Below are 12,663 nucleotides of genomic sequence, written 5' to 3' on the forward strand. Positions count from 1 at the left end.
CCGTGCGGCGGAGGCGCCGAGGGGTCAGAAGAGGCGGAGCTTGTCGTCGTCGACGCCGCGCAGGGCGTCGTAGTCGAGCGTCACGCAGTCGATGCCGCGGTCCGTGGCCAGGACGCGGGCCTGCGGCTTGATCTCCTGGGCCGCGAACACACCCTTGACCGGGGACAGACGGGGGTCGCGGTTCAGCAGCTCCAGGTAGCGGGTGAGCTGCTCGACGCCGTCGATCTCGCCGCGGCGCTTGATCTCGACGGCCACCGTCGCACCGTCGCCGTCGCGGCCCAGGATGTCCACCGGACCGATGGCGGTGGGGTATTCGCGGCGGATGAGGGTCCAGCCGTTGCCGAGGGTCTCCATGCGGTCGGCGAGGAGTTCCTGGAGGTGCGCCTCGACACCGTCCTTGATGAGCCCCGGGTCCGTCCCCAGCTCGTGGCTTGAGTCGTGGAGGATTTCTGCCATCGTGATGATCAGTTTTTCGCCCGCCTTGTTGATGACCGTCCAGACCCCGTCCTCGGCCTCCTTGAGCGTGCACGGCGGAGACATCCAGTTGAGGGGTTTGTAGGCCCGGTCGTCGGCGTGGACGGACACCGATCCGTCGGCTTTCACCAGAATCAGGCGGGGCGCCAGGGGGAGGTGGGCGGTGAGCCGGCCGGCGTAGTCCACGGAGCAGCGGGCGATGACGAGACGCATGGCGGCACGCTACTCGACCGGGACGACGCGGAGCGATTCGCCCCTGGTTCTCCCCGTTCATACATGGCCTGTTGTGTGCGCAACCCTATGGTGGCGGACTCGTTACGGCCTTACCGTAGGTGATGGGGGTGTCGCTGCTCGGTGAGCGCACCACGAGCGGGGCCCCTCGTCCCGTCCGTACGGCCCCGGGTTCGTCCGGGGCCGCGAGAGGAGAACCCCATGTCGCTCGACGTCTCACCGGCCCTTCTGGCACAGGCCGAGCGAGGCGAGGTCGACGAAGCGGCTTTCGTCGACTGCGTCAAGAACTCCCTCCCCTACGCATGGGAGATGGTCAGCTCCCTCGTCGCCCGACTCCAGGTCGACGGTGGGGATTTCGCCGACAACCAGACACCGCCGCCGGACGAGCAGGCGCGCGGTCAGCTCCTCCGGGCGCTGGCCAGCGACGCGATCCGGGGGGCGCTGGAGCGGCACTTCGGGGTGCGGCTCGCCTTCCAGAACTGCCACCGGGTCGCGGTCTTCCCGCTCGACTCCACGGCGGACGAACGGCTGGAGCGCTTCACCTCGGTCCGTGGCCAACTGCTCAACCAGTCGCCTCTGCTGCGCGACTGCTGAGTCGTTTCAGCACGGGCTGTCGCCGCTCGCGCAGGCCGTGGACGCGCCCTCGCCCGCCCCGGCGCCGAGGAGCGGCAGCACCTCGGCGCCGAGGCGGTGGACGTTCGCCTCGGTGGCCGCCAGGTCGCCGGAGCCCTCGGCGAGCAGCGCGAAGCGCTGGATGCCGGTGCGCTCCGACGTCCGGGCCAGGCGCTCGGCGCACAGCTCGGGCGGGCCGACGGGGTGCAGGCCGCACAGCAGCTCCGTGTAGGCGACGGGGTCGCGCATGGCGCGCTCACGGCCGTCCACGGTGACGTGTGCGGCCAGCCCCTGCCGCAGCCAGCCCGGCATGGCCTTGAGGAGCACCTCGGCGGCCTCGGCGCGGCTCGGGCCGACCTGCACCACGCCGGCGGACACGTGCTCGGCCGCCCGCGCTTCGACGGTGGCCGCGGGCCACCCGGCGGCCAGCGCCTCGCGCCGCCACAGTGCGGTCAGCCGCGCCTTCTCGTCGTCCCCGCAGTGCATGCCGAGCAGCATGGGCAGCCCGCGCCGGGCGGCGAGCCGCACCGAGCCCTCGGAGGTGCAGGCGACGACGACGGGTGGCCCGTCCGCCGCCGCGGCGAGAGCCTCCGCCGGGCGCGGTACGACGGCGACCTCGCGGAAGCGGTAGCGCGGCCCGTCCGCGCCCACCCGGCCCTCGCGGAGCCAGCGCAGCAGCAGGTCGAGGGATTCGGGGAAGCCCTCCTCGTACGCCTCGACCCCCGCGCCGAACACCTGCAGGTCGACCCAGGGTCCGCCCCGCCCGACGCCGAGGGTGAACCGCCCGGCGGCGGTGTGGTGCAGCAGGGCCGCCTGCTCGCCGAGGGCCACCGGGTGGGTGGTGGGCAGGACGCTGACGGCGGTGCCGACGCCGACGCGCCGGGTGCGCCCGAGCAGGTAGGCCGCCAGCGTCACGGCGGAGGGGCAGGTGCCGTAGGGCACGAAGTGGTGCTCGGCCAGCCAGACGGCGTCGAGGCCGGCCTCCTCGGCGGCCGTCGCCGAGCGCACCGCGCGGTGCAGCGCCTCACCCTGTCCCTGCCCGGGGAACTGGGCGGCCAGTACGAACGTGCCGACGCGCATGTCCATCGCCTCCTGGTGGCCGACGCGGGGTCACTCCACCGCACTAACGCGTGACACGTGCCATGGGCACGGCCGCCCCGCGAGTTCTTCCGATCATCAGCAGAACGAGTGACACGGCGCCCGCCGGTGCGAGTGCGCGCGGGCCCGCGACCGGACGGAAGCGGCCCGAACGGCCCAGCCCCGGCGGCTAGGCTGGAACGGACCGCACCACTCGGGGCAGGCCCGCCCCCGCACACCGTGAGGTGAAACGTGTCTCCGCGTCGAAACCGCCCACGTGGCGGAGCCAGGAACGGCAACGGCCCCGCCACCGGCGGTGGTCGGGGCATCGGCGTGGAGCACACCGAGGACTGGCGGGGGCAGGAGTGGGTCGTGCGCCGCGTCAGCGGAGCCGCCGCGGCCAAGCACTACCGCTGCCCCGGCTGCGACCAGCAGATCCCGCCCGGGGTGCCGCACGTCGTCACCTGGCCGCAGTTCGGGGACGTGGACGACCGCCGGCACTGGCACGCCCCCTGCTGGTCGGCCAGAGACCGGCGGACGACCCGGGTCCAGCGCTCCCGCAACGCCCCCCGGTACTGAGGGAGCGGCGGGAGCGGGGGCGGGCCTCAGACGTCCCGGGTGGCGATGCGGGCGTAGGCGGCGATGAGGACGGCGCCGGTGACGGCCGCGAGCAGACCGAGCAGCGGCCAGCCGTTGATCTCCTGGCCCGGGTCGAAGTCGAACCGGAACGGGATGTGGTAGAGCGTCGCCAGCCCGTTGAGCGTGGAGTACTCGCGGATCGTGTCCCCGAGCTCGCGGGTGCTCTCCGTGACCATGAACAGCGAGGCGATGAACGGCAGCAGGACGAGGCCGAGCATCGTGGTGACGGTGCCGGGCGTGCTGCGCAGCAGCGTGCCGACGGCGAGGGAGAGCAGGCCGAGCAGCGAGACGTAGAGGGAGGCCCCCAGCGTCGCGTCGAGCCACTGCGTCGACGTGGCCGTCGCCTCGCCCGCCGCCAGCGCGTCCTCGTTCCAGATGGCCGGGTCCGGGTAGGGCGAGAGCGGCTTGCCCTCGATCATGGCCGAGTGGATGAGGGCGGTCAGGCCGCAGGCCGCGAACGTCATGACGAACGACAGGACGAAGAACACGAGGGCCTTGGCGGTCAGCACCCGGGTGCGCTTGGGCGAGACGGCCAGCGTCGTGCGGATCATGCCGGTGCTGTACTCGGAGGTGACGACGAGCACGCCGAGCGTGATGATCGCCAGCTGTCCCAGCATCAGGCCGAAGAGGCCGGGGGCGAGGACGGGGATCTCGGCGTAGTCGGCGCTGCCGAAGGCGAGGCCGACGAGCAGGCCGATGCCGACGACGAGGACGAACATGACCGCGAGCGTCCAGATCGTCGACCGGACCGAGCGGATCTTCGTCCACTCCGAGGCGATGGCGTGGCCGAGGTGCGTCTTCTTGTCGCCGCCCTGGGCGGGCTGCGGGTAGCCCTCGGGGGCGCGGCCGTGCGCCCCCTGCGGAGCGGGCTGCTGGGGCGCTGCGGGCTGCTGCGGGGCGTAGGGCGTGCTCATCGGGCGTCCTCGCGGTCGGACGTGGGCTGCTGGGCGGGCGCGGGCGCGGGCGCGGGGGCCGGGGGACCGGCGGGCGGCGCCTGCGGGGGCGGGGCGTAGGGACCGCCGGGAGCCTGGGGCACGGGAGCCCCGGCGGGCGCGGCGCCCTGCCACGGCCCCGGCTGCCCCGGCTGCTGTCCGGGCGCGGAAGGTGCTCCGCCGCCCCAGCCCCAGGCGGTCTGGCCGCCGTGGGAAGCGCCGTGCGGGGCACCCTGCGGCGGCAGGCCCGGGTGCCCGGTACCGGCGGCCGCCGCGGCGTAGTCGACGGCGCCCTGCGTCATGAGCATGTAGGCCTCCTCCAGGGAGGCGTGGTGCGGGGAGAGTTCCCACAGCCGGACGTCGGCGGAGTGCGCGACGTCGCTGATCCGGGGGAGCGGCAGCCCGGTGACCTTCAGCGCGCCGTCCTGCTCGGGCTCGACGCGGCCGCCCGCCTCGGCGAGCGCGGCGGAGAGCTTCTCCCGGTGCTGTGGCAAGTCGTCCGGGGTGCGGACGCGGGCGAACTCCGCGGAGTTGGCGGCGATGAACTCCTTCACCGACTGGTCGGCCAGGAGCTGGCCCCGGCCGATGACGATGAGGTGGTCGGCGGTGAGGGCCATCTCGCTCATGAGGTGGCTGGACACGAACACGGTGCGGCCCTCGGCGGCCAGCTGCTTCATGAGCTGCCGCACCCAGCGGATGCCCTCCGGGTCGAGGCCGTTGACGGGCTCGTCGAACAGGAGCACCCGCGGGTCGCCGAGCAGCGCGGCGGCGATGCCGAGCCGCTGGCCCATGCCGAGGGAGAAGTCCTTGGCCCGCTTGCCCGCGACGGACCGCAGGCCGACGATGTCCAGCACCTCGTCCACGCGCCGCTTCGGGATGCCCGACAACTGCGCCAGGCACACCAGGTGGTTGCGCGCGGTGCGGCCACCGTGCAGGGCCTTCGCGTCGAGCAGCGCCCCCACCTGGCGGGCCGCGTTGCCGTGCTGGCGGAACGACCGCCCGCCGATGGACACGGTCCCGCTGCTCGGCTCGTCCAGCCCCAGGATCATCCGCATCGTCGTGGACTTTCCCGAGCCGTTGGGCCCGAGGAAGCCGGTGACGACACCTGGACGTACCTGGAAGGACAGGTTGTACACGGCTGTCTTGGCACCGTAGTGCTTGGTCAGCCCGAAAGCCTCGATCATGCAGTTCGCCCCTGGCCGTACGTGCGTGCGGGGCCTCGGTCAGCGCCCCCGTAGGCAAGGAGGCTACCGTCGCTTGAACGGTTCCCGTCGGACGGGTGGGCCAGGGGCGGTCCGGGACGAACTCAGGCGTCCCGCTTCCTCAGCGTCAGATAGCCGGCGACGAGGGCCACCGCCGTCCAGCCCACCATGATGAGCAGCCCGCCCCACGGGCCGTAGGGCCGGTCACCGGTGTCCACGACGCTCATGATCCAGCCGCCGGCCTGGTCCGGGAACCAGTACCCGACGTCGCGGGTGGCCTCGATGTTGGCCAGGATCGGCGTGACCAGGAAGAACAGCGGGACGAGGATGGAGAACGCCAGCAGCGCGCTGCGCAGGATCCAGGTGACCCCCATGGCGAACAGCGCGATGAGCGTCATGTAGAGACCGCCGCCGATGACGGCGCGCAGCACGTTCTCGTCGCCGAGCGAGACCGAGAGGTCGCCGAGCATCGCCTGACCGAGGAAGAACGACACGAAGCTGGTGATCATGCCGACGACGAGGACCAGCCCCGTGCCGACGACCAGCTTCGCCGTCATGAACGTCCCGCGCTGCGGAACCGCGGCCAGCGAGGCCCGGATCATCCCGGTGCTGTACTCGTTGGAGACCAGCAGGATGCCGAAGGCGATCATCGCGAGCTGCCCGAGCGACATCCCGGCGAAGCTGGTCAGCACCGGGTCGAAGGTGAGCCGGTCCCGCTCGGGGAGGTCCTCGAAGCTGCTGTTGATCACCAGGCTGATCAGGACGCCGATCGCGACCGTGACGAGGAACGCGATGCCGAGCGTCCACATCGTGGCCCGGACGGTGATGGCCTTGGTCCACTCCGAACGGAGGACCCGAGTCGTGTGAGCCATGGTCAGGCCCCCTTTCCGTGACCGTCGGCCGCCGCGGGCCCCTCCGGCCCGCCGGGCGCCGTCGTGGCTGCGGGCCCGCCCGCGGTGCCCGGCCCGCCCGGAGCCGCGGGCACCCCGGATCCGCCGGGACCACCGGGCGCGCCCGGCGTGGCGGGGCCGCCCGGCGCCGCCGCGGGGGCGGCCCCGTGCGCGTGGTACTGCACCGAACCGGCCGTCAGCCGCATGAAGGCCTCCTCCAGCGAGGCCTGCTGCGGGCTCAGCTCGTGGAGCACGAGCCCCTCGCCCGCGGCCAGCTCACCCACCCGGTCGGATTCGGCGCCGTCCACCTCCAGCGCGCCGTCCCCGGAGTCCGCGGCCGTCAGCCCGGCGCCCGCCAGGGCGTCGCGCAGCCGCTCGGGCTCGGGCGTGCGCACCCGCACGTACGAGCGGGAGTTCTCCCGGATGAACTGGCGCATGGAGGTGTCGGCGAGCAGCCGCCCCTGGCCGATGACGATGAGGTGATCGGCGGTGAGGGCCATCTCGCTCATCAGATGGCTGGAGACGAAGACCGTCTTGCCCTCGGAGGCCAGGTACTTCATCAGGTTGCGGATCCAGTGGATGCCCTCCGGGTCCAGTCCGTTGACCGGCTCGTCGAACATCAGGATCTTCGGGTCGCCCAGCAGCGCCGTGGCGATGCCGAGCCGCTGGCCCATGCCCAGCGAGAACGCCTTGGGCCGCTTCTTCGCCACCGAGGTCAGCCCGACGAGGTCCAGCACCTCGGGCACCCGGCGCTCGGGAATGCCGTTGGACTGGGCGAGGACCTTCAGATGGTTGTACGCCGTCCTCCCCGGATGGACGGCCTTCGCCTCCAGCAGCGCTCCGATGCGCTTCAACGGATCGCGAAGCCTGTCGTAGTGTTCGCCGTCGATGCGGACGTCGCCCGCCGTCGGCCGGTCCAGGCCGAGCATCATGCGCATCGTGGTCGACTTGCCTGCCCCGTTTGGACCCAGGAAGCCGGTCACGACGCCGGGCTGGACCGTGCAGGTGAGCCGGTCCACCGCGACGGTGGTGCCATAGTGCTTCGTGAGCCCGTCAAGCTCGATCATGGTCCGAACCTAAACGGTCCGGGCGGCGCACGCCAACTTGCGTGCGCCGCCCGGAGCGGTGCCGGCCACGGAGGCCGTCCGAGGATGCGTCCGAGGCCCCGGCGGGCCTCAGCCGGGGCCGCCGACGCGTCGGCAGGGCGTCAGCGGGACTGCTGCGCCGGGACGTTCTTGGCCACCTCGTCCTCGTCGACCGGCTGCCCGGAGGCGGCGACGGCCGCACCCGTGAGGGTGGCCAGCATCTCGCGCACGTTCGTGAGCTGGGCGTTGATGCTGTCGCGGCGGTTGGTCAGCGCGGCCAGCTCGCGCTCGGACTCGCTGCGGACGCGGTCGGCCTTGGCGTTGGCGTCGGCCACGATGTCCTCGGCCTGGCGCTGGGCCGTCTCCACCGTCTGGCGGGCCCGGCGCTCGGCGTCGGTGCGCAGCTTCTCGGCCTCCAGCCGGAGCTGCTCGGCGCGGTGCTCGATCTCCGCCAGCCGCTTCTCCGCCTTCGCCTGGCGGGAGGCCAGGTCGCGCTCGGACTGCTCGCGGCGCTTGGCCAGGTTCGTCTCGAAGTCGGCGGCGGCCTGAGCGGCCTTCGCCCGGGTGTCCTCGAAGAGGGCGTCCGCCTCCTCCCGCTTGGACTGCGCGTCCTTCTCGGCGTCGGAGCGCAGCACCTCGGCCTCGCCCTTGGCCTTGTCGACGATGCGGACGCCGTCTTCCTCGGCCTTCTGCTTCCGGTCGGCCGCGAACGCCTCGGCGTCGTCCCGCACCTGCTGGGCGGCGCTCTCCGCGAGATCCCGGTGCTGCTCGGCAGCCCGACGGGCCTCCTCACGCAGGTCCTTGGCCTCTTCTTCGGCCAGGCGCAGGATCTTCTCGACCCGGGCGCCGAGCCCGGCATAGGACGGTTCGGAGTCATTGACCTGGGCCTGGGCGTTCTGTGTCTCGAGGTGCAGCTCCTCGATGCGCTTTTCCAGCGAGGTGATGCGGGCCAGGGCGCTGTCACGGTCGGCGACGAGCTTCGTGATGCGGTCGTCCACCTGTCCGCGGTCGTAACCACGCCGCACGAGCTCGAAGCCGAAGGGGGAGGAAGTGTCGCTCATGGGGTTCCTGTCGAAAGAGACCGGTGAGGTGTTAAGCGGAATCCTAGGGGCCCAAGCGGCGTGTCATCGAGCGGATGGCCGATTCATGGGGTTTGCTGAGGACAATGTGCGCTCTTTCGGGTGGCTTTCGGGCGGGCGTCCCGAACGCCCGACGGCCCGGCCCCCCAACGCCCAGGACTCGGACGGCTGGACCCTGACGGCCCGGACCTGACGGTGGGCGCCACCGGCCACGGCCGGCTCACGCCTTGCCGTTGCCGCGCTGACCGCCCGCCCCCGCTCCGGCCTTGACGCCGTCGTCCTTCCCGGCCGCACCGCCCTCGCCGGCGTCCTCCGCCTCCCGGCCGCCCTTGCCGTCTTTGCCCTCCTTGGCGCTCTTGCCCGACCGGCCCGACTTGCCCCCGTCCTCGTCCCGGCCGCGCCCGCCGCCACCGCCCGGCATCTCGAAGGACTCCAGTGCCTCCAGCACGTCCTGTACCCGGGAGATCTCGGCGTTGATGTCCTCCTGACGCCGCACCAGGGCCTCCAGCTCGCTCCGGCCCTCGTCCACGATGCGCTGGGCCTCCGCCCGGGCCTCGCTGCGCGTCTCCTCCGCCTCCCGCAGGACGGCGGCCTTCTTCTGCTCGGCCTCCTTCAGCAGCGATTCGGCCTTCTTCACCGCCGAGATCCGCACGCTGCTCGCCTCGGACTTCGCGTCCGAGACCAGCTCGGCGGCCTTCTCCTTCGCCTCGCTGAGCTGCTCCTCGGCCGCCCGGACCAGCTTGTCCGTCCGCTCACCGGCCGACTTCATCGCCTCGGCCGCCTCCCGGCGGGCCCGGTCGTGCAGCTCCTCGACCTCGCTCTCCACCCGGCTGCGCCGCTCCTCGGTGCGCTCCCGGATGGCGGCCGCGTCCCTGCGGGCCTCCTCCAGCATCGTGTTGGAGTCCCCGCGGGCCTGCTCGACCAGCTCGTGGCTCTCCGCGCGGGCCTCCGCGACCAGCCGATCGGCCTCGGCGCGCGCCACCCCGATCATCGTGTCGGCCTGCTCCTCGGACGCCGTCGCCGTGCGCAGTGCCTCCTTGCGGGCCTCCGCCAGCAACTCGTCCGCCTGCTCGGCGGCTTCGGTGACCTTGCGGGACGCCTCCGCCCGGGCCTCGTCCCGGACCCGGTCCCCGTCGGCGCGCGCCTGCTCGGACTCCCGCTCCGCGGTCGAACGCAGCCGCTCGGCCTCCGCGATGGCGTCCGCGACCGTGCGCTCCGCCAGGGCCTTGGCCGCCTCCGACTCCTCGCCGGCCTCCCGGCGCAGGGTCGCCGCAGCGTGCTCGGCCGCCGTACGCAGCCCGGTGATCTCCTCCTCGGCCTCCTCCCGCAGCCCCGAGACCGCGTCCCGGACCTGCTGGGCCTGCTCCTCGGCGGAAGCCACGAGCCCCGCGGCCCGCTCCTCCGCCTCGGCCACCAGCCGGGTGGCCTCCGCCTGCGCCTCCTCCACCCGGCGGCGGGCCGAGGCGAGCAACTCCTCGCTCTGCTCGCGCGCCTGGGTGCGCTCGCGGTGGGCCTCCTCGCGGGCGTCGGCCAGCAGCTCCTCGGCCTCCCGCCGGCGCCGGGACGCCTCCTCCTGCGCCGCCGACAGCGCCTCGGCGGCCTCGGCGCCCAGCCGTTCGGCCGCCGTGTCCGCCTCCGACCGCACCCGGTCGGCCGCCTCCTGGGCGTCCGCCCGCAGCCGCTCCCCCTCGGTCGCCGCCTCGGTGCGCAGCCGGACGGCGACGGCCTCGCCCTCCACCCGCGCCTGCGCGGCGTCCGACGCGGCCTCCGACCGCAGCCGGTCGGCCTCCTCCTCGGCCTGCTCGCGCAGGGTCCGGACCCGCTCGGCGGCCTCGGACCGGAGCCGCTCCGTCTCGGCCCGCGCCTCCTCGCGCAGCCGCTCGGCCTCCGCGCGGGCGGCGGTCAGCTCCTCCTGCGCGGCCGAGAGCTGCTGCTCCGCCTCGTCCCGCCGCCGCGCGGCCGCCTCCTCCGCCTCGGCCGTCGTCTGCGCCGCCTGCTGCTCGGCCTCCTCACGGGCGCGGCGCCCGGCCTGCTCGGCCTCCGCCCGCGCCCGCTCCGCCTGCTCCTCGGCGTCCCGGCGCAGGTCCTCGGCCTCGCCCCGGGCCCGCTCCAGCAGCTCGTCCGCCTGCCGCCGCAGGCCCGTGGCCCGCTCGATGGCCTCGCCGCGCAGCCGCTCCGCCTCGGCGCTCGCCGAGCCGCGCGTCTCCTCGGCGTCCGCCTTGGCCTGGCTCAGCAGCCCCTCGGCCTTGGACGCCGCCTCCTCGATCTGCTGGACGGCGTCCTTGCGGGCCTCGGCCCGAATGCGCTCGCCCTCCTCGACGGCGTCCGCCCGCAGTTGCTCGGCCTCGCCGCGCAGCCGCCGCGCCTCCTCCTGGAGTTCGACGGTCTTCGCCCGGTAGTCCTTGGTGTCGGCCTGCGCCGCGCCCTTCAACTGCTCGGCCGTGTCGTGCGCTTCGGCCCGCAGCCGGTCGGCCTCATCCTCGGCCTTCCGGCGCAGCCGCTCGGCCTCCTCGGCGGCCGACTTCTTGGTGGAGCGGGCTTCCTCCGCCGCCTTGCTCAGGATCTCCTCGGCGCCGCGGGCCGCCTCGGCCAGCTGGACCGCCGACTCCTCCGCCGCCGAAGCCTTCGCGTCCTCCTTGGCCTCGGCCAGCAGCCGTTCCGCCTCCGCCTTCGCGTCGGCGCGCAGCTGCTCGGCCTCCGCCTTGACCGCCTCCGCCTCGCCGGTGGCCTCGCTGACCAGGCGGGCGACCTGCGCCTTCGCGGTGCGGGTGCGCTGCTCGTTCGTGGCCTCCGCGTCGGCGAGCCGCTTCTCCGCGTCCTCCCGGGCGCTCTCCAGCAGCTTGTCGGCCTCCGCGCGGGCCGCGCGCAGCGCCTCGTCGGCCTCCCGCACCCGCTCCTCGGCCCGGCGCGCCTGCTCGGTGGCCTCGCGCCGCGCCGAGTCCGCCTCGGCGGCGGAGGTGGTCCGCAGCCGGTCGGCGTGCTCGGTGGCCTCCTGGGCCTGGGCGGACGCGGCCGTCAGCAGCCGCTCCGCGTCCGTGCGGGCCCGGCGCAGCAGCGCCTCGGCCTCGGCCCGAGCGCTCTCGGCCTCCTCGTTCAGCCGGTGCCGGGACTGCTCCGTCAGCCGCTGGGCCTCGGCCCGGGCGGCCCGGAGCGCCTGCTCGGCCTCGGCGCGGGCCTCCTCGGTGAGCCTGCGCGCCTGGGACTCGCTGCGCGCCCGCACCTGCTCCGCCCACGCCACGTTCTCGTTGACGTGCGACTCGACGGTGGCGCGGCGCTCCGCCAGCTCCTGGTCGAGCTGCTGCCGGCGGCGGACGGCCTCCGTGTGCAGCTCGGACTCCATGCGGGCCTGCGCCTCGGCGTGCTCCTGCTGGATGCGCTGGACCTGGGCGCGCGCCTCGCGCAGCTCGCGGTCGGCGTCGGCCCGCAGCTGCTCGGCCTGCATCTGGGCGTTGCGCAGGAGCTGTTCGGCCTGCCCGGCCAGGTTGTCGTAGCCCGCGGGCCGGGAGGCGAGACTGCGGCGCGCCTCGTGGAGCTTGGCGCGCAACACCTCGACCTGATAGCCGAGGTCGTCGGCGTGGTCGACCGCCTTGTCCCGTTCCTTCTTCAGCCGTTCCATCTCGGCCTCGAAGCGCGACAGGTGATCGTCAGCCTCGTAGCGGTCGTAGCCCCGCACTGCGCGGTCCCATCCGTCCCCTGGTCGGTAAGGTGTGCAGGCTGTTCCGGCGGGCGTCCGCGGATCACTCCACGGAGTGCTTCCGTAGAGCCTCCGAGGAAATGGTGTCAGATCATCGGGGGTGTGCGGAACGGGCCCACGGCGGTTCGCCGTGCCGCGTACTCTACCGAGTTCGGCGATCTCGGTGTTCTCGTGCGTCGACCCGGGCGACGGGCGGCACCCGCGGCGCCGCCCTTCGTCCTCGCCTCAGCGGGTCAGTGCGGGTCCTCGGCCGAGGTCACGAGCTCGGTCAGGACGCCGTGGCAGTCCTTCGGGTGCAGGAACGTGATCCTCGAGCCCATGGAGCCGATGCGCGGCTCGTCGTAGAGGACGCGCACGCCCTTGTCGCGGATCGCGGCCGCGTCCCCGTCCACGTCGGCCGTGCCGAAGGCGATGTGGTGCACCCCCTCGCCGTTCTTCGCCAGCCACTTCCCGACGGCCGAGTCCTCCCGCGTCGGCTCCAGGAGCTGCAGGTAGGAGGCGCCGCCGTCGCTCGTCTCGTTGATCTTCAGCATGGCCTCGCGGACGCCCTGCTCCTCGTTGACCTCGGTGTGGAACACCTCGAAGCCGTACGTGGCACGGTAGAACTCCACCGTCCGGTCCAGGTCGAAGCAGGCGATCCCGATGTGGTCGATACGCGTCAACATGGAACCAGGACACCGCTTCGGAGGTGGTTACGCAACGTGCGCACGGTCACACCTTCCGACCGGTGACCTGGCCGCATACCGCT

The 12,663-nt window shown here is 73.6% G+C and carries 11 protein-coding genes; 2 read left to right on the top strand and 9 right to left on the bottom strand.

Annotated features, from left to right (window positions below):
• Positions 1-24: 24 nt before the first annotated feature.
• Complete coding sequence (nucS, locus tag O7609_RS19005; protein ID WP_269735796.1) at positions 25-687, bottom strand: endonuclease NucS; 663 nt, start codon at positions 685-687, stop codon at positions 25-27.
• 219 nt (positions 688-906) lie between these two features.
• Between nucS and O7609_RS19010 the strand changes: the two genes are divergently transcribed.
• Positions 907-1,299 carry an SCO5389 family protein gene (locus O7609_RS19010; protein ID WP_219093070.1) on the top strand — a complete coding sequence of 131 codons (393 nt, stop codon included), beginning with the start codon at positions 907-909 and terminating at the stop codon, positions 1,297-1,299.
• 6 nt (positions 1,300-1,305) lie between these two features.
• Here the strand turns inward: O7609_RS19010 and O7609_RS19015 are convergent, their stop codons facing one another.
• Positions 1,306-2,397: an LLM class flavin-dependent oxidoreductase gene (locus tag O7609_RS19015; RefSeq protein ID WP_269743942.1), complete on the bottom strand. Its 1,092-nt coding sequence runs from the start codon at positions 2,395-2,397 to the stop codon at positions 1,306-1,308.
• Positions 2,398-2,646: 249 nt separating this feature from the next.
• Here O7609_RS19015 and O7609_RS19020 point away from each other — a divergent pair, with 249 nt between their 5' ends.
• A complete protein-coding gene (locus O7609_RS19020) occupies positions 2,647-2,973 on the top strand; it encodes an ATP/GTP-binding protein (protein ID WP_269735794.1) in 327 nt (108 codons plus the stop codon).
• Positions 2,974-2,999: 26 nt separating this feature from the next.
• On the opposite strand, the gene O7609_RS19025 is transcribed toward O7609_RS19020, so the two are convergent.
• The 7 genes from O7609_RS19025 to mce form a co-directional block, all read right to left on the bottom strand.
• Entirely contained in the window at positions 3,000-3,947 is a 948-nt protein-coding gene (locus tag O7609_RS19025; RefSeq protein ID WP_269735793.1) for an ABC transporter permease, read from the bottom strand.
• Entirely contained in the window at positions 3,944-5,149 is a 1,206-nt protein-coding gene (locus O7609_RS19030; RefSeq protein ID WP_269743943.1) for an ABC transporter ATP-binding protein, read from the bottom strand. The genes O7609_RS19025 and O7609_RS19030 overlap by 4 nt, the downstream gene beginning before the upstream one ends.
• A gap of 122 nt (positions 5,150-5,271) precedes the next feature.
• Positions 5,272-6,039, bottom strand: a complete 768-nt coding sequence (locus tag O7609_RS19035) for an ABC transporter permease subunit (protein ID WP_269735791.1) — start codon at positions 6,037-6,039, stop codon at positions 5,272-5,274.
• 2 nt (positions 6,040-6,041) lie between these two features.
• Complete coding sequence (locus O7609_RS19040) at positions 6,042-7,124, bottom strand: ABC transporter ATP-binding protein (RefSeq protein ID WP_269743944.1); 1,083 nt, start codon at positions 7,122-7,124, stop codon at positions 6,042-6,044.
• A gap of 140 nt (positions 7,125-7,264) precedes the next feature.
• On the bottom strand, positions 7,265-8,203 hold the full coding sequence (locus tag O7609_RS19045; protein WP_269735789.1) for a cellulose-binding protein: 939 nt from the start codon (positions 8,201-8,203) through the stop codon (positions 7,265-7,267).
• A 238-nt stretch (positions 8,204-8,441) separates the two neighbouring features.
• Positions 8,442-11,894, bottom strand: a complete 3,453-nt coding sequence (gene scy, locus O7609_RS19050; protein WP_269743945.1) for a polarized growth protein Scy — start codon at positions 11,892-11,894, stop codon at positions 8,442-8,444.
• Between the two features lie 254 nt (positions 11,895-12,148).
• Entirely contained in the window at positions 12,149-12,580 is a 432-nt protein-coding gene (gene mce / locus O7609_RS19055; RefSeq protein ID WP_219088558.1) for a methylmalonyl-CoA epimerase, read from the bottom strand.
• Positions 12,581-12,663: the final 83 nt, after the last annotated feature.

The sequence above is a fragment of the Streptomyces sp. WMMC1477 genome, assembly GCF_027460245.1.
GTDB lineage: Bacteria > Actinomycetota > Actinomycetes > Streptomycetales > Streptomycetaceae > Streptomyces.

Bases quoted from the DNA above. Each gene is read 5' to 3' on its own strand.
- O7609_RS19010 (WP_219093070.1), top strand. From the start codon at position 907: ATGTCGCTCGACGTCTCACCGGCCCTTCTGGCACAGGCCGAGCGAGGC.
- O7609_RS19045 (WP_269735789.1), bottom strand. From the start codon at position 8,203: ATGAGCGACACTTCCTCCCCCTTCGGCTTCGAGCTCGTGCGGCGTGGT.
- nucS (WP_269735796.1), bottom strand. From the start codon at position 687: ATGCGTCTCGTCATCGCCCGCTGCTCCGTGGACTACGCCGGCCGGCTC.
- mce (WP_219088558.1), bottom strand. From the start codon at position 12,580: ATGTTGACGCGTATCGACCACATCGGGATCGCCTGCTTCGACCTGGAC.
- O7609_RS19035 (WP_269735791.1), bottom strand. From the start codon at position 6,039: ATGGCTCACACGACTCGGGTCCTCCGTTCGGAGTGGACCAAGGCCATC.
- O7609_RS19025 (WP_269735793.1), bottom strand. From the start codon at position 3,947: ATGAGCACGCCCTACGCCCCGCAGCAGCCCGCAGCGCCCCAGCAGCCC.
- O7609_RS19040 (WP_269743944.1), bottom strand. From the start codon at position 7,124: ATGATCGAGCTTGACGGGCTCACGAAGCACTATGGCACCACCGTCGCG.
- O7609_RS19015 (WP_269743942.1), bottom strand. From the start codon at position 2,397: ATGCGCGTCGGCACGTTCGTACTGGCCGCCCAGTTCCCCGGGCAGGGA.
- O7609_RS19030 (WP_269743943.1), bottom strand. From the start codon at position 5,149: ATGATCGAGGCTTTCGGGCTGACCAAGCACTACGGTGCCAAGACAGCC.